Origin of the sequence: Streptomyces sp. NBC_00322 (assembly GCF_036147535.1) — a bacterium.
Taxonomy (GTDB): Bacteria; Actinomycetota; Actinomycetes; order Streptomycetales; family Streptomycetaceae; genus Streptomyces.
On sequence record NZ_CP108019.1, the window covers coordinates 5,122,728 to 5,138,770 of the forward strand.

Sequence of the window (16,043 nt, forward strand, 5' to 3'; positions counted from 1 at the left end):
GTCGCTTCGTCAAGGCGGACCGTCCGGACGGGCGCCGCCGAGGCGTCATGCGTTCAACCCGCGTTCTGAGAAGAGGAAGCCGTGGCCCATCTGCTGATGGTCGAGAGCTGGGTCGGATCGATGAGCAGGCTGTTGCCAAGAGCGATCCGCGAGGGCGGGCACGAGTTCACCTTCCTCACCCGGGATCTGCACCACTACGTGCGCTCCGCACCTGAGGGCACCGCGCACCCACTGCTCTCGGCGCACAATGTGCTGACCGCCGACACCAACGACATCGAGACGTTGCTGCCCCTCGTGGAGCGCGCCCACCGTGCGCTGGGCTTCGACGGGGTGGTCACCTCCTGCGACTACTACCTCCCGACTGCCGCGCGGATCGCCGGCCGCCTGGGGCTGCCGGGCCCCTCCTCCTCAGCGGTCGAGAACGCCTGCCGTAAGGACGCGACCCGCCGTGTCCTGGCCGATGCCGCAGTGCCGGGTCCCCGCTTCGCGGTCTGCGCCGACTGGGCCGAGGCCGCCGATGCGGCGCGGGAGATCGGCTACCCGCTCGTGCTCAAGCCCGTGGACCTGTGCGCCGGGATGTTCGTACGACGCGTCGACGACGAGTCGGAACTGACCCACGCCTACAGGGCGCTCGCGGACTTCCCCGTCAACGCGCGAGGACAGCGCCGCGAGCCCGTGGTCCTGCTCGAAGAACTGCTCCGGGGACCGGAAGTCAGCGTCGAGACCGTGTCGTTCGCGGGGTCCGGGCAGGTGGTCGGGGTGACCGACAAGAGCGTCGGCGGGGCACCGGCCTTCATCGAGACCGGTCACATGTTCCCGGCGGCACTCGCTGCCGCCGACATCGAGGCGGCTGCCCAGACGGCACTGCAGGCGCTGAAAGCCCTCGGCCTGGACGAGGTCGTGGCGCACACCGAGATCAAGCTGACGGCCGACGGGCCACGTGTGGTCGAGGTCAACCCCCGCCCCGCCGGTAACCGCATCACCGAACTGGTCCGTCATGTGACGGGGATCGATCTCGCCGCCGCATGTGTCGACGTGGCCCTCGGCCGCGAGCCGGACCTGCGCCGACGAGCCACCGGTCTGCGCAGCGCCGCCATCGTGTTCCTGGTGCCGGACAGCGAGGGAGTGCTGGAGTCCATCGACGGCGCCGACGACGTGCGCGTGGCAGCGGACCTGTTGGAGATCCAGCTCGTCGAGCCCGGCAAGGTCGTCAAGGCAGCGGGCAGCAACAACGAGTACCTGGGCCACGTCATGGCCGGTGACGCCGAGGGCCTCGGGGCCCGCGACCGGGTCGAGACGCTGCTCTCGGCGCTCTGTCCGAAGGTGGTCGGCCGATGACCGCCATCACCCACACGAACATCACCGCGGCCTCGTACGACGAACTCGTCGACCGTGTGCTCCGTGGTGGCTTCGGACCCGACCCGAGGACTCAGCGGATCGCCGTGGCGTTCACCACGCGCCAGGCCGTACGGCATGACGGGCGCAGCGGCGGCTACCGCAACGAAGTGCTGAGCCTGCGCCTGGCCGAAGCCGTGGGCTCCTGCGCAGTGGAACCCGGTGGGCTCCCTGACAGTGCCGTCGACGACTGTGTCGGCGCGGACGTCGCCCGGCTCATGGCGCATGAACTGCTGCCGGTACGGGTGGCTGCGCTGGACGCCTACTTGATGCACGTTCTCCCGCATGGTCCCGCGAGCGGCGCACTCCCCTTCCCCTTGCCCGCCGGGAGCTCGCTGCAGAAGTCCCGGGCGAGGGCCAAGGCCGTCACCGGCCTGCTCGACGTCCCCCCGGGGCACACCGTGCTCGTCGTCGGCGTGGTCAACTCGCTGCTGGAGGCGTTGCGGGAGCGTGGGCTTGCGTACATACCCTGCGACCTCAAGGGCGGCACGACGGAGTGGGGCGAGCCGGTACGGACCGACGCGTTGTCGAAACTGGAGCGCTGTGACGCGGTCCTCGCCTCCGGCATGACGCTCGGCAACGGAAGCTTCGAGCCGCTACGGAAGCACGCACTGCGGCACGGCAAGCCGCTGGTCATGTTCGCCCAGACAGGCAGCGCGGTGCTTCCGCGCCTCATCGGCGCCGGAGTCAGCGCGGTGTGCGCGGAGCCGTACCCCTTCTTCTGGCTCGACGGCGGTCCTGGGACCATCCACCGTTACGGCGCCGGTGAGCGCTCCGGAGCCGCCCTGTGACCACGGCCGTCCTCAGCCCCGCGGGCAACCGCGAACTGCTCGCCCTGCTCGGCCGTACCCCGCTCGCCCGCATCACCGTCGACCTGCCCTGCCCGCAGCCCGGCTTCTGGGCGAAGCTGGAAGGTCTCGGCGTCGGCGGCATGAAGGCGCGAGCGGCCGTCTCCATGCTGCTCGGGGCCAAGGAGCGCGGCGAACTGCGGCCCGGAGCCCCGGTGGTGGAGTCCACCTCCGGAACGCTCGGCATCGGGCTGGCCTTCGCCGGTCAGGCTCTGGGGCATCCGATCGTGCTGGTCGGCGACACGGAGCTGGAGCCCTCGATGCGACAACTGCTGCGTGCATACGGAGCCCGGCTGGAGCTGGTCGACCGCCCGGCGGCCGAGGGCGGATGGCAGGCCGCCCGGCTGGCTCGGTTGCGCGAACTGCTCTCGACGCTGTCGCACGCCTACTGGCCCGACCAGTACAACAACCCCGACAACATCCTCGGTTACGCCTCCCTCGCCGCCGAGCTCACCACTCAGTTGGACCACCTCGACGTACTGGTGTGCAGCGTCGGTACCGGCGGCCACAGCGCCGGTGTGGTCGGACCGCTGCGGCGGCACTGGCCCGGGCTCCGGCTGATCGGCGTGGACGCCACCGGCTCGACGATCTTCGGCCAGCCCGCCAGACCGCGTCTGATGCGCGGCCTGGGCAGCAGCATCCATCCGCGCAACGTCGCCTACGACGCGTTCGACGAGGTCCATTGGGTCGGCCCGGCCGAGGCCGCGGGCGCCTGCCGGCAGCTCGCTGTCGGCAACTTCGTCAGCGGCGGATGGAGCACCGGAGCGGTGGCGCTGGTGGCCGCCTGGGCCGCTCGCGTCCACCCGGGGTCCGTCGTCGCCTCTGTCTTCCCCGACGGACCGCATCGCTATCTCGGCACCGTTTACGACGACGACTTCGCCGCCGCCCATGGGCTCGACCTGGCGACCCCGGCCAGGCGCCCCGTCGAGATCCCGCATCCGCGGGCCGTGGAGGCCACCGGCTGGGCCCGCTGCCGCGTCGTCACCGACCCGCTGCACAGCCGAACCACACGTCTGGAAGAAAGCCCGTGAAAGTCAGTCAGCGCACCGTGCGCCTCGAACTCACCGAGCCGCTGCGCATATCCCGCTCGACGATGGCGGCCCGCGACGCCGTCTGGCTGTTCATCGAATACGAAGGCCGGCTCGGCCGCGGAGAGGCCGTCTCCAGCGTGTACTACGGCCTCGACGCACGCACCATCGTGCGGCTGCTGAATGAAGTGGCCAGGGATCTGGCCCGGTTCGGAGATCCGGAGACAGCCCTGGGTGCCCTGCGTACCGGCGCGCTGCCGGCGAACGGCATGCCCCCCGCCGTGACCGCGGCGGTCGAGTCGGCGCTGCTCGACCTGGCCGGAAAGCGCGCAGAAGTCCCGGTCCACGAACTACTCGGCACCACCGCCCCGCCCTCGGCAGCGACCGCCCGCACCATCGGCATCACCTCGCCGAGGCAGGCCGAAGCCGAGGCCGCCCGCCTGGTACGGGACGGTTTCTCGGTCCTCAAGATCAAGGCCGGGGCTCCGGACCCCGAGGACGACCTGAAGCGCGTACGGGCCGTGCGGGCCGCGGCTCCCCACGCTCGGCTGCTCCTGGACCCGAATGGAGCCTGGACCGTTGCCACGACGGAGCGACTCCTGCCCCGCCTCGCGGAGCTGGGAATCGAGGCCGTGGAGCAGCCGATCGCACCCGGCGACCCCGAGGCGCTGGCACAACTCGCCGAACGCTCGCCGCTGCCGGTCATCGCCGACGAGGACGCGGTCGGTTACGAGGACGCTCGCCGTCTCGCCGGGCGGGTGCAGGGAATCAACGTGAAGCTGGCCAAGTGCGGCGGCGTCACAGCGGCACTGCGGATCGCCGAACTGATCGCCGGCACCGGCACCGAGCTGATGCTCGGCTGCCTGACCGCCAGCACGCTTGGCATCGCCCCCGCCGTGCATCTCGCCGATCGCGCCCGGTGGATCGACCTCGACGGGCATCTGCTGCTCGCCCATGACCCGTGGACCGGTATCGGCGGCGCCGACGGCACCGTGCGGACGAGCCGCCACCCCGGCCTCGGTGTGCGCCCGCGCACCGAGGCGGAGAGTGAACGCGCGTGAGGACGTGGCACGAGATACGCGGCTTCCCCCTGGCGATACGGCTCCTCCTGGTCAATCAGCTCGGCGTCAACACAGGCTTCTACCTGCTCATCCCGTACCTCGCCGTGCATCTGAGCGAGGATCTCGGGCTGTCGGCCGCTGTTGTCGGCATCGTTCTCGGCGTACGCAACCTCTCCCAGCAGGGCCTGTTCCTCATCGGCGGATCGGCGTCGGACCGGCTGGGAGCGCGCGGGGTCATCATCGCCGGATGCGCGCTGCGCACCGTCGGCTTCGGGCTCTTCGCCCTCGGCGACGGGCTGACGGTGCTGCTGGCCGCCTCCGTGATCAGCGGGCTGGCCGGGGCGCTGTTCAACCCGGCCGTACGCGCGTATCTCGCCCTGGAGGCAGGGGAGCGTAAGGCCGAGGCGTTCGCCCTGTTCAACGTCTTCGCGACCACTGGCGCCCTGATAGGGCCGCTGCTTGGCAGCGCCCTGCTGCTGGTCGACTTCCGTGCCTCCGCGCTCACTGCGGCCGGGATCTTCGCGGTGCTCACGGTCGCCCAGGCCGTTGTGCTTCCGGTACGCGAGGTCACACGGTCCGCGAACAGCGTCCTCGGGGACTGGCGAGAGGTGATCGGCAACCGCGGCTTCGTGGCGTTCGCCGTTGTCATGGTCGGCATGTTCACCATGGAGAATCAGCTGTATCTGCTGCTGCCGGACGGCGCGCGCCGGGCCACCGGCTGGGACGGCGCGGCCGGCATCGTCTTCCTCGTCGGCACCCTCACCAACCTCTGGCTGCAACTGCGGATTACACGGGCGCTGAAGAGCCGGGGCAGCCGGGCGGGATGGATCAGCGCGGGGCTCACGCTGATGGGGGTGGCCTTCATACCGCCGATGACGGTGGCGGGGGCCGGGACGGCGCACGGCGGCGTCGGCGATGCGGTGCTCGGCGCACTGCCTGTCCTGGCCGGTGCGCTGCTGCTCTACCTGGGCGTCATGATCGCCCAGCCCTTCGTGATGGAGCTGATCCCCCGCTTCGGCCGCCCGGAGCTCACCGGCACCTACTTCGGGCTGTTCTACGTGGTCTCGGGCATCGCCGCGGCCGTGGGCAACACGGTTGTCGGCTGGTCCATGGACGCCGGTGAACGCGCGGGGGCGCAGTGGCTGCCCTGGGCGTGCTGCCTGGCCCTCGGACTCGCCTCCGCCGCCGGCGTCGCCTGGCTGCACCGCCGGCGAGTGCTTCCCGCCCAAGTGGCGCCCGTTCCGGTGCCGGCATGAGGAGACACGCATGAGCAGCTCAAACCTGCTGACCGACAACCCGGTCCTGTACGAAGCCCGTTTCCCCGACGAGGCGCGCCTGGCGGGGCGCTGGGTCGAGGACTGCCTGCGGCGGCACGGTGCCGGTCCCCGGGTCCTGGACATCGGCTGCGGTACCGGCCGTGACGCCGCGTATCTGCACGCGGCCGGTCGCAGGGTCGTCGGCGCGGATCTCTCCGAGGCGATGCTGGAGCACGCGCGCGTGCACTACCCCGGTCCGGAGTACGTCCGGGCAGACCTGCGCGGATTCGACCTCGCCGAACGGTCCTTCGACGCCGTGGTGTGCCTGGACAGTGCCTTGCTGTACTGCCACACCAATGAGGAGCTCGACGGCTTCCTGGGCTCCTGCCGCACCGCGCTGGCACCCGGCGGGCTGCTTGTCGCGGAGATGCGCAACGGGGCCTTCTTCCTCGGCCGTACCGAACTCCTCGACCGCCCGTCCGTCAACGGCTTCACCTGGCAGGGCACCGCCTACCGGTCCACCACCACCCTGCGCGTGGACCGGGCCGCGCAACTGCTGCGCCGCACCCGTGTATGGACCGCCGACGACGGATCGCCACCCGTCGAACAGCGCTCCGCGTGGCGGCTGCTCTTCCCCCAGGAACTGCGCCACGTCCTCGCCGTTCACGGCTTCGAGGTGCTCGCCCTGTACGACGGGCCCGGTCCTCGTACGGAGCCGCCGTGGTGGGAGGGCGCCCTGCCGGCCATTACGGCCGAAGCCGACCGGCTCCATCTTGTCGCCCGCCTCACCCGCGCCAGCTGAACCCCACATGCCGTCGCCCCCCACGCCGATATCCGCTCGCACAGCAAGGACACCCACATGGACGACGTCCCCGTCAACGACTCCCGCTTCCCCGGCCTGCGCCGCCGGGGCTTCCTCGCCGCAGCCTCAGGTGCGGCCGGACTCGGCGCGCTCGCACTCGCCGGCTGCGCCGGCTCCGGAACCGCCGCCGACCCCGCCAAGGGCGACGGCAAGCCCAAGCGCGGCGGACGGCTGCGCGCCGCCTTCGCCGGGGGTGGTGCGAGCGAGACCCTCGACCCGCACCTGGCCAACCTGTTCGCCGATGCCGCCCGTGCCAAGGCTCTCTTCGACAAGCTCGCCGACTACGGCCCCGACCTCTCCGCGCAGCCCCGGCTCGCCTCGGCCTGGGAGCCGAACGCGGGCCTGGACCGCTGGAAGGTCACCCTGCGCAAGGCCGCCTTCCACGACGGCAAGCCGGTGACCGCCCAGGATGTCCTCTACAGCTACCGCCGCATCGTCGACCCGGCGAAGGCGTTCCGGGCCAAGGCGTCGCTGGAGCCCATCGACCTGAAGGCCAGCCGCGCTCTGGACGAGCGGACCATTGAGTTCGTCCTCAAGCGCCCGACCGCCGAATTCCCCAACGTCCTCGCGGCGTTCGGCGCGTACATCGTCCCCGACGGGCTCAAGGACTTCGACAAGAAGCCGGTCGGCAGCGGCCCGTTCCGCTTTGTGTCCTTCGCGCCAGGCAAGTCCGCCGTCTTCAAGCGCAACGACGCGTACTGGGACGGTGCGCCCTATCTCGACGGGCTGGAGTTCGTCGTCGCCAACGAGGAATCGGCGCGCGCCAACGCCCTGCTCGGCGGGCAGGTCGAGTACGCCCACGAGCTCAACCCCGCCACCGCCCGCGCCCACGAGAACAAGGGGCAGATCCAGATCGTCCGGCTCCGCAACAGCGCCATGCAGGGCTTCGTCATGAAGACCGACCGGCCTCCGTTCGACGACAAGCGGGTCCGCGAGGCGTTCTTCCTGATCGCCGACCGCAAGGAGCTGGTCGATGGCGCCCTGTCCGGCGCGGGCGAGATCGGCAACGACCTGTTCGGCAAGGGCTATGAGTACTACGCAGGTAGCCTGCCGCAGCGCGAACAGGACCTCGACCGGGCACGCAAGCTCCTGAAGGAGGCCGGCGCCGAGAAGCTCAAGGTCACCCTCGACACCTCACCCGTTGCTGCCGGATTCACCGAGGCCGCGGCGATCTTCCGCGACCAGGCGGCCAAGGCCGGAGTGACCATCGAGATCAAGACCGGCAGCAAGGACAGCTACTGGAAGGACATCCTCGACTCCGGGACCCTGGCCTCCTACCGCTCCGGCGCCATGCCCATCGAGTCCCACATCTCCCAGCGTTTGCTCACCGGGTCGACCACCAACGCAACGCATTGGCGGCACAAGGACTTCGACGCCCTGTACCAGCAGGCACAGTCCACCAAGGACAAGAAGGAGCGCGCCGCCGTCTACGAGCGCATGCAGCGCCGTCTCCACACCGAGGGCGGCTTCCTGATCTGGGGCTTCGCCGACTGGATCCTCGGCACCGCCCGCAGTGTCCGGGGCATCGAGCAGAAGGCGCCCGCCAACTCCCTCGACTGGGCGCGCTTCGACAAGGTCTGGCTGGCGTGATCGGACTGCGGTCCTGGGTCGCCCGGCGGCTGCTGCTCGGCGTGGCGCAGACGGCAGCCATCGTGCTGCTCGTCTTCGCTCTCACCGAGGCGCTGCCGGGCGACGCCGCCGTGTCGCTCGCCGGCGACCAGCCCGACCCGGAGCGGATCGCGGCCATCCGCGAGGCGATGCATCTGGACCGACCTGCGTACGAACGCCTGGCGGACTGGGCGGCCGGGCTGCTGCACGGCGACTTCGGCACCTCACTGGCCTCGGGGCGCCCCGTCAGCACGTACATCGCGGACGGCTTCGGGCCGACCGTGCTGCTCGCCGCGCTCACGATGGTGCTGCTGGTGCCGGCCGGGGTCGGCCTCGGTGTGCTGGCTGCCCGCCACGAGGGGCGGCTCGTGGACCGGCTCGTCAGTTCGGTGACGCTGGGCGTCTACGCGGTCCCGGAGTTCGCCTTCGGCGTGCTGCTGGTCACCGTGTTCGCCCTGCATCTTGGCTGGCTGCCACCGACCGCCGTCGGATACGGCACCGATCTGCTCGCCCACCCCGCGGCGCTGGTCCTTCCCGTCCTTGTCCTGCTGTCGCGGCCGGTGTGTTCACTGGCCCGTCTGGTACGGGCAGGCATGATCGACGCACTGGCCTCGCCGTACGTCGCCCAGGCCCGCCGCTACGGAATCTCCGGCGTCCGCATCCGTTACGCGCACGCGCTGCCCAACGCCATCGCGCCCGCCGCCCAGCAACTCGCCCGCACGGTCGACTGGTTGCTGTGCGGGGTGATCGTCGTGGAGGCGCTGTACGTGATCCCCGGGCTGGGAACGGTGCTGATGAACGCGGTCGCGGAACGGGACGTTCCCGTGGTGCAGGGCCTCGCGGTGATCTTCGGGCTGACCGCCGTCGTCCTCAACCTCGGGGCCGACCTGGTCGTCCACCGCTTCGCGCCGCGGGCGGGGGTGGCCGCATGAGGCACCGCGCCATGCTCGGTGCGCTGATCGTCGGCGTACCGCTCGCCCTCGCCCTGCTCGGACCGCTCTTCGCCGGAGCCCCTGGCCCACGGGCCGCCTCCTTCACCCTCGGCGGCGAACACTGGCTCGGCACCGACTTCGTCGGACGGGACGTCTGGCGGCAAGTGCTGCTCGGCGGACGGTCAGTGGTCCTCGTGGCCCTGACCGCGACTGCCCTGGCCTACCTGGTGGCCCTGCCGCTCGGACTCATCAGCGCGCTCACCCATCGGACTTGGCTCGAAGAGCTGCTGATGCGGCCCGTGGACGTGCTGCTCGCCGTGCCGTCGCTGCTGCTGATCCTGCTGGTGGCCGCCGCCTTCTCGCCGGGAGCGATGGGCCTCTCACTGCTGGTGGCCCTGGTCAACTTCCCGGACGCCGCGCGGATCGTCCGCGCGGCCGCGGCCGAGGCGGCCTCACGCCCGGCCGTCGAAGCACTGCGCATGCAGGGCGAGACCTGGTGGCGCATGGCCGTCGGCTATGTCGGCAGGTCGATCGCGCGCACACTCGCCGCAGACGCGGGCGTACGGCTCACAGGCGCGCTCTACCTGGTGGCCACGGCGGCCTTCCTCGGCGTGGGAGTCGCGCCGGACGCCGCCGACTGGGCGGTGATGGTGGACCGCAACCGTACGGGCCTGTTCGTCCAGCCCTGGGCCGTGGTCGTCCCGGCCCTGCTCATCGTCGCCCTGACCATGGGCGGCAACCTGCTCTTCGACGCCGTACTGGAAAAGAGGAAACGCACGTGACCGCGGTCGCTGAGATCAAGGACCTACGCGTCGAGATCGACGGCCGCGCGATCGTCGACGGCGTCAGCTTTCAGGTCCGGCCGGGGAAGGTCACGGCACTCGTCGGCGCGTCCGGCAGCGGCAAGACGACCACGGGCCTCGCGCTGCTCGGCGAGTACCCGGCGGGTGCCCGGGTGACCGGCGACGTACGCGTATCCAACGGCCTCGTCGGATACGTACCCCAGCACCCCGGCGCCGTCCTCAACCCCGCACGCCGGGTCGGCGCACTGCTGCGGGACATCGCCCGCGACCAGGTGCGGAGCCTGCCCAGGCCCGAGCGCCGGGCCGCCGCCCGAACGCGCATCCTGCACTCCCTCTCGGCCGCACAGCTTTCGGAGGGCGAGTCCCTGCTTCGGCGCTATCCGCACCAGCTCTCGGGTGGCCAGCAGCAACGCGCCGTCCTGGCACAGGCACTGCTGCTCGGCGCCAGTGTGGTGGTCGCGGACGAGCCGACCACGGGGCAGGACGTGCTGACGAAGCGGCGCATCGTCGACCAGCTGGCGGCGGTCGCCCGGCAGGGCGTCGCTGTGGTCCTGCTGAGCCACGACCTGGACGTCGTCCGAGCCCTGGCCGACGAGGTTCTGGTCATGCGCGGCGGCCGAATTGTGGAGGCGGCTCCCGCGGAGCACCTGTGGCTCGCACCGCAGCATCCCTGGACCGCCGAACTCCTAGCAGCGGAAGGGAAGAAGGGCCACAGCCCTCCCGCCCGTGACGAACACGCGGCACTCCAGGTACGTGGCCTCACCGCGCGGCACCGCAATGGCGCCCGCAGTACCAAGGAAGTGGTGCGCATCCCCGAACTCACCCTCCGCTCGGGCGAGTGCCTGGCCGTCGTCGGACGCTCCGGCAGCGGCAAGACCACGCTCGCCCGCTGCCTGGCCGGACTCCACCGGGACTACGCAGGCGATGTCCAGCTCGACGGCACCCCGCTCCCGCGCAGCCTGCGCGCCCGGACCCGTGAACAACTGGCCGCGGTCCAGTACGTCTTCCAGGACGCCAACGCCGCGTTCGACGAACACCGACCGGTCCTGGACCAGGTGGCACGCACAGCGGTGCGGCTGCGAGGAGCACACCCGCGAGAGGCTCTCGCCGATGCCCTGAACACCCTGACCGGCCTCGGCCTCACGGAGGAGCTGGTGCGGCGCAGGCCCGGCCGGCTGTCCGGCGGCGAACTCCAACGGACCGCGCTCGCCCGGGCCCTGCTCGCCCGGCCGCGAGTGCTGATCTGCGACGAGATCACCTCCGGCCTCGACACAGTCACCCGACGCGGCCTCCTGGACACGCTCGCCGGCCTGCTGCGAGACCGACCCGAACTGGCCCTGGTCCTGATCACCCACGACCTCGACACCGCAGCGACTGCCGCCCGGATCGCCGTACTGGACGCCGGTGAGCTCATCGAGCAGGGACCGGCGCAGCAAGTGCTCACAGCGCCGCGGCACCGGTTCACCGCTTCACTCGTGGAAGGCTCGGCGCGCCTGGCAGCGGATATGCGTCCCTGACTACTTCAGTCTTCGTACTCGTTGTGTGGAGCAGGGACCGGTCTGGCCTGGCTGACGTTGATGAACGGGATGGCGCCGTCGTTGACAGGATCCTTTGCCTGTTTGGCGGTGTAGGTGCCGGTGACTTCGAGCCAGGTATCGGGTGCCAGGACGGGGGGAATCTGTCCGGTCAGGCCGATTTTTACGGGCTGGGCGTCGGCAGCACAGCAGTTGAGGACCATGCGGGTCAGGTAGGGCGCGCCGTTGCGGTCGAGGGTGATGAAGCCAGTGATCTTGATCTGCCGATCGGCGAGTGCGCGTCCGTGGTCGTAAACCGCTCGGCCGGCGTAGTCGACGACGCCGAGCGGGAGGGGGTCACCGGCGGGGAGGGCGGAGAAGCCCCAGGGTTTTTGCAGGGCCGTGCCGGTACGCATCGCGCTGTAGGAGCCCAGTGCGGGTGGCGCCACCAGGATCAGAGCGAACAGGGGCAGGACCAGGAGCCAGGATATGCGTGGTTCGCGGTGGGCGTGGCCGCGACGGTCGTGGTGCTCACGCCCGGGCTGGTTCTCCTCGGTCGCGCGCGGCCGTCGCCATTCGTACCAGACGGTGGCGATGGCGGCGACGATCAGGACGATGCCGGCCACGAGCAGCAACGGGCGCAACCCGGCCTTGACGTAGCGCAGGTAGAGGTCGGTGAAGCCGGCGTGCAGCACCGCCCCGCCGACGAGAAACAGTACGGCTGCCTGCGCCTGGCGGTTCACAGCAGGACCGCCCCGACCAGGGCCGACATGAGGACGGCCAGGGTGAAGGTGGCGGGGGCGAACCGCAGCGCGAACCCGCGGCCGAACGTGGCGGCCTGCATGGCGAACAGTTTCAGGTCGATCATCGGTCCGACGACGAGGAATGCCAGCCGGGCGGTCAGCGAGAACTGGGACAGGGACGCGGCCACGAACGCGTCGGCCTCGGAGCAGATCGACAACAGGACCGCGAGGACAGCCAGAGCGAAGACCGAGACCACGGGGTTGTTGGCTGCGGTGTGCAGCCAGCTTGCCGGCACCACGGCTTTGAGGGTGGCCGCGGCCATCGCGCCGACGACGAGGAAGCCGCCGGCGTGCATCACGTCGTGCCGTACGGATCCCCAGAACGCCGCTCCCTTGCTGAGGCCGTCGAACGACGGGTGGTCCGGCGGGCGCAGCCAGTCGGTGCGGCCCAGCCGTTGCCACAACCAGCCCATCGCGCATGCCACGAGCAGACTCGCCGTGAACCGGGCGAGGACCATCTCGGGGTTGCGGGGAAACGCGACGGCGGTGGCGGTCAGCACGATCGGGTTGATCGCCGGGGCGGACAGCAGGAACGCCAACGCCGCCGCGGGGGTGACACCCCGGCGCACCAGCGCCCCGGCCACCGGCACGGAGGCGCACTCGCATCCGGGCAGGACAGCCCCGGCCAGCCCGGCGACCGGCACCGCCAGGGCTGGCTTTTCCGGCAACGCGCGGGCGAAGAACGATGGTGGGACGAACACCGCGATGATCGCCGACAGCAGTACGCCGAGGACGAGGAAGGGCAGGGCCTGGACGAACACCGCGACGAACACGGTCATCCAGCTCTGCATCACGGGCGCGGACAGCGCCCGGCGGATCGGCCCCTGCAGCACAATCACCAGGAGCAGAAGCATGGTCAGGACGAGGGAGGAGTTGAACTGCCAACCCTGCGGATGGTCTGCCTCGTGGTCGTCAACCCGAGTCGGGGCCGCTTTGGTGGTGGTCACGGGCGAGGTACCTCCGGTACGGACAGGCTTCGTGGGTCGGTTCCCGTCCACCTTCAGTACGCCGGTTCCGGCACAGCTGCTCATTCTTCCGCTGCGCGTTTGGTGCGTGACGACGGCACAGGCCGGCGGGGGCTCGCTGGATGCTCGGCCAGGGCTGTGTGCACACCCCTGGCACTCGCTCCGGCTCCCGTGGTTCAGGCCTTCCAGAAGAAGACGGCTGTCATGCGCTTTTCCTCCAGGGTCTGACCCCAGTAGCCGGTGGCAGTGTGGATCAGGTTGGCGGAGTACAGCAGCAGCCGGTTGGCGCGATGGGGGACCCTCACATCCTCGACGAAAGAGTCCGGTGAGACGAAACGTGTGCCCAGCGCGTCGACGAGGTTGTTGTGCGGGGCGGCTACGTGATTGCCGCCCAGGGATCCGCCGGGCAGGCTCTGGCGGTAGAAGCTGGTCCCGCAGTCCTTGGGAACCCGCGGGTTGAGATAGAGAACCGCCGCGTAGCGGCACAGTGTCCGCGAATCGGTGTGGGGCCGTGGCTCGCATTCGCCCTCGCCGACGACCTGAACGCAGTTGTGGTTGAACGTGCCGCCGCCCGACGGCTGTTCGGCCCAGATCCTCCGGGCGCCGGTCGCCTTCCTCACCAGCCGCTCCACCTGGGCCAGTTCATCGGGCTCAAGCCCTGGCATGGTGCGCAGCCCCGGCCAGGGCTCGGGTTTGTGCGGATAGCCCTCTGTCCAGTCGTCCCTGGCCAGGCAGCGGTCCCGTACGGCGATCGGGTCCGGCAGCACGTCGTCCAGCACCCAGTAGTCTCGCCCGCGCGTCGGCTTGCGGTACGGGAGCACCGGGAGAGTTGGAGGTCGCAAAGGCATAGGAGGGACCGTAACGGTCCTCACCCCCTCGGCTCTCCACCGAAGCGGTCAACCTTCCGCCAAGAGTTCACCATGCGAGATGCCCCTGTTCCCCCGCCGCGGAGGCTTACTGCACTCCGGTTGGAAAGGCCCTCGGCTCAGACCCCGACGCCGATCGCCCCGGGCAGGGTACATGCGGCGAACTCGAGCGTTCGGGTCCCCACGGGAAGTCGCCGGCCGGGTAGGCCCACCCCGTGGCTGCAAGGTCCGGGTGAGCGTGTTGCCGCGGTGTGGCACCGCAGGCAGCGGTCCTACCCGGCACCATTACGAGATCGCCGTCGACCGGGCCATGTTCGACTGTCACTTCGGCTTCCTCGCCCTCTACCGGGGCACGCGCCTCGTCCTCGCGCCGGGCTGGGTCACGGACCCGGTGCCGTACGACGCGAGGACGAGGGCCGTCAGCCGGTGAGCGTCAGAACTGGAGCGCCCAGGAGTCGATCTTCCCGGTGTCCAGGTCGGCGTTGTCGCTGGCCCTCAGTTTCCATGTGCCGTTCGCGATCTCGGAGGAGGCGTTGACGGAGTACGTGGTGTTGATGTTGTCCGAACTGCCGCCGGTGCCGTACGACTTGAGCGTGTACGCGGTGCCGTCGGGGGCGATCAGCTGGACCTGGAGGTCGCCGATGTAGGTGTGGACGATGTGGACCTCGACGGCCAGGGCCGAGGGCGCGTTGCCCGAGACGCCGCTGACGGTGACGGGCGACTCGACCGTGGAGTTGTCGTTGATCGCGTAGTCGGCGGCGTTCTCGAAGCGCGGGCCGGGAGGCGTGGTCGTTCCGCCGCCGACGTTCAGGAGGCGGTTGGGCGAGCCGGTGCCCGGGTTGCCGACGACGCCGGTGGAGGCGGCGGCGACGAGGCCGGAGGCGACCTGCGCGGGCGTGGAGCCGGGATGGTCCGCCAAATAGACCGCTGCCGCGCCTGTCACGTGCGGCGTCGCCATCGACGTGCCAGAGATCGTGTTCGTCGCGGTGTCGCTGGAGTTCCAGGACGAGGTGATGGACGAGCCCGGTGCGAAGATGTCCAGGATGGAGCCGTAGTTGGAGAAACTGGAGCGGGCGTCGCTGGATGTGGTCGAGCCGACCGTAATGGCCTCGCTCACGCGCGCGGGCGAGTAGTTGGAGGCGTTGGAGCTGTCATTGCCGGCAGCGACGGCGAAGGTGACTCCGGAGGCGATGGCGTTGCGTACGGCGGTGTCGAGGGCGCTGTCGGCGCCGCCGCCGAGAGACATGTTGGCGACGGACGGGCCGGAGTGGTTCTGGGCGACCCAGTCGATGCCGGCGACAACTTGGGCGGTGGTGCCGGAGCCTGAGTTGTTGAGCACGCGGACGGCGACGATCTTCGCCTTCTTGGCGACGCCGTAGGCGTTCCCGGCGACGGTGCCGGCGACGTGTGTGCCGTGGCCGTTGCCGTCCTGGGCTGTGTTGTCGTTGTCGACAGCGTCGTAGCCGTAGGAGGCGCGACCGCCGAAGTCGGTGTGCGTGATGCGGACACCGGTGTCGACGATGTACGCCGTCACGCCCTGCCCGGCGGAGTCCGGGTAGGTGTACTTACTGTCCAGCGGGAGGTTCTTCTGGTCGATGCGGTCCAGGCCCCAAGAGGGCGGGTTGGTCTGGGTCGCGTCAATGTGGAAGGTGCGGTTCTGGACGACGGACGCGACGGCCGGGTCGGCGGCGAATCGCTTTGCCTCCGCCTCGGACGCCTCGATCGCATAGCCGTTCAGGGCCTTGCGGTACGTGCGCTCGATCGTGGCGCCGTAGTGCTTGGCCAGGGCCCGGCCCTCGGCGGAGCCGGCCTTCGCCGCGTTCGACTTCAGGGTCACGATGTAGCTGCCGGCGACGGAGTTCGCCGCCCCCTCGTACTGGATGCGGCCTTCGGGAGCGGCCGGAGCGGCGCCGGCGGGGAGGGCGGAGACGAGGCCCGCGGCGAGCACCGCGGTGGCCGTGGCGCTGATCGCGGCCAGTCTTCGGCGGGAATGACGCATCACTGCCATCTGAGGGATCCTCCTCAATCGGTGGTGCGCTGGTGGGGGGGTGGTGCACACACGAAGAGGCCTCCGGAAGTGGCGTGAGCATGCCAAGGCTGGG

Annotated in this window: 15 protein-coding genes; 11 read left to right on the forward strand and 4 right to left on the reverse strand. The window is 70.4% G+C overall.

From position 1 onward, the window contains the following. Positions 1–81 precede the first annotated feature (81 nt). From OG905_RS23450 to OG905_RS23495, 10 genes are read left to right on the forward strand one after another with little or no spacing between them, the layout of a single operon-like run. Positions 82–1,338, forward strand: a complete 1,257-nt coding sequence (locus OG905_RS23450; protein WP_328676780.1) for an ATP-grasp domain-containing protein — start codon at positions 82–84, stop codon at positions 1,336–1,338. Beyond that, positions 1,335–2,186 carry a Rossmann-like domain-containing protein gene (locus tag OG905_RS23455; protein ID WP_328676782.1) on the forward strand — a complete coding sequence of 284 codons (852 nt, stop codon included), beginning with the start codon at positions 1,335–1,337 and terminating at the stop codon, positions 2,184–2,186. Before OG905_RS23450 ends, OG905_RS23455 begins: the two co-directional genes overlap by 4 nt. After that, a complete protein-coding gene (locus OG905_RS23460; RefSeq protein ID WP_328676784.1) occupies positions 2,183–3,274 on the forward strand; it encodes a PLP-dependent cysteine synthase family protein in 1,092 nt (363 codons plus the stop codon). The genes OG905_RS23455 and OG905_RS23460 overlap by 4 nt, the downstream gene beginning before the upstream one ends. Beyond that, positions 3,271–4,332: a dipeptide epimerase gene (locus tag OG905_RS23465; RefSeq protein ID WP_328676785.1), complete on the forward strand. Its 1,062-nt coding sequence runs from the start codon at positions 3,271–3,273 to the stop codon at positions 4,330–4,332. The genes OG905_RS23460 and OG905_RS23465 overlap by 4 nt, the downstream gene beginning before the upstream one ends. After that, positions 4,329–5,588 (forward strand): MFS transporter, encoded by a 1,260-nt coding sequence (locus OG905_RS23470; RefSeq protein WP_328676787.1) that lies wholly within the window; start codon positions 4,329–4,331, stop codon positions 5,586–5,588. Before OG905_RS23465 ends, OG905_RS23470 begins: the two co-directional genes overlap by 4 nt. Before the next feature lie 10 nt (positions 5,589–5,598). Then, positions 5,599–6,390, forward strand: a complete 792-nt coding sequence (locus OG905_RS23475) for a class I SAM-dependent DNA methyltransferase (RefSeq protein WP_328676788.1) — start codon at positions 5,599–5,601, stop codon at positions 6,388–6,390. 57 nt (positions 6,391–6,447) lie between these two features. Further along, positions 6,448–8,040: an ABC transporter substrate-binding protein gene (locus tag OG905_RS23480; protein WP_328676791.1), complete on the forward strand. Its 1,593-nt coding sequence runs from the start codon at positions 6,448–6,450 to the stop codon at positions 8,038–8,040. After that, the gene (locus tag OG905_RS23485; RefSeq protein WP_328676793.1) at positions 8,037–8,990 is read left to right on the forward strand and encodes an ABC transporter permease; all 954 of its coding nucleotides are present in this window, start codon (positions 8,037–8,039) and stop codon (positions 8,988–8,990) included. Before OG905_RS23480 ends, OG905_RS23485 begins: the two co-directional genes overlap by 4 nt. After that, positions 8,987–9,772, forward strand: a complete 786-nt coding sequence (locus tag OG905_RS23490; protein WP_328676796.1) for an ABC transporter permease — start codon at positions 8,987–8,989, stop codon at positions 9,770–9,772. Before OG905_RS23485 ends, OG905_RS23490 begins: the two co-directional genes overlap by 4 nt. After that, entirely contained in the window at positions 9,769–11,310 is a 1,542-nt protein-coding gene (locus tag OG905_RS23495) for an ABC transporter ATP-binding protein (protein ID WP_328676798.1), read from the forward strand. The genes OG905_RS23490 and OG905_RS23495 overlap by 4 nt, the downstream gene beginning before the upstream one ends. Positions 11,311–11,315: 5 nt before the next feature. On the opposite strand, the gene OG905_RS23500 is transcribed toward OG905_RS23495, so the two are convergent. The 3 genes from OG905_RS23500 to OG905_RS23510 all read right to left on the reverse strand — a co-directional run bounded on the left by OG905_RS23500 (position 11,316) and on the right by OG905_RS23510 (position 13,923). Further along, positions 11,316–12,050, reverse strand: coding sequence for a TIGR03943 family putative permease subunit (locus OG905_RS23500; RefSeq protein ID WP_328676800.1), 735 nt, complete (start codon positions 12,048–12,050; stop codon positions 11,316–11,318). Further along, positions 12,047–13,057, reverse strand: coding sequence for a permease (locus OG905_RS23505; RefSeq protein ID WP_328676802.1), 1,011 nt, complete (start codon positions 13,055–13,057; stop codon positions 12,047–12,049). The genes OG905_RS23500 and OG905_RS23505 overlap by 4 nt, the downstream gene beginning before the upstream one ends. Before the next feature lie 194 nt (positions 13,058–13,251). Further along, the gene (locus OG905_RS23510) at positions 13,252–13,923 is read right to left on the reverse strand and encodes a DUF6445 family protein (protein ID WP_328676803.1); all 672 of its coding nucleotides are present in this window, start codon (positions 13,921–13,923) and stop codon (positions 13,252–13,254) included. Between the two features lie 250 nt (positions 13,924–14,173). Between OG905_RS23510 and OG905_RS23515 the strand changes: the two genes are divergently transcribed. Further along, positions 14,174–14,371 (forward strand): hypothetical protein, encoded by a 198-nt coding sequence (locus OG905_RS23515; RefSeq protein WP_328676805.1) that lies wholly within the window; start codon positions 14,174–14,176, stop codon positions 14,369–14,371. Between the two features lie 3 nt (positions 14,372–14,374). Here OG905_RS23515 and OG905_RS23520 read toward each other — a convergent pair whose 3' ends face one another. Next, on the reverse strand, positions 14,375–15,949 hold the full coding sequence (locus tag OG905_RS23520) for a S8 family peptidase (RefSeq protein ID WP_328676807.1): 1,575 nt from the start codon (positions 15,947–15,949) through the stop codon (positions 14,375–14,377). Positions 15,950–16,043 lie beyond the last annotated feature (94 nt).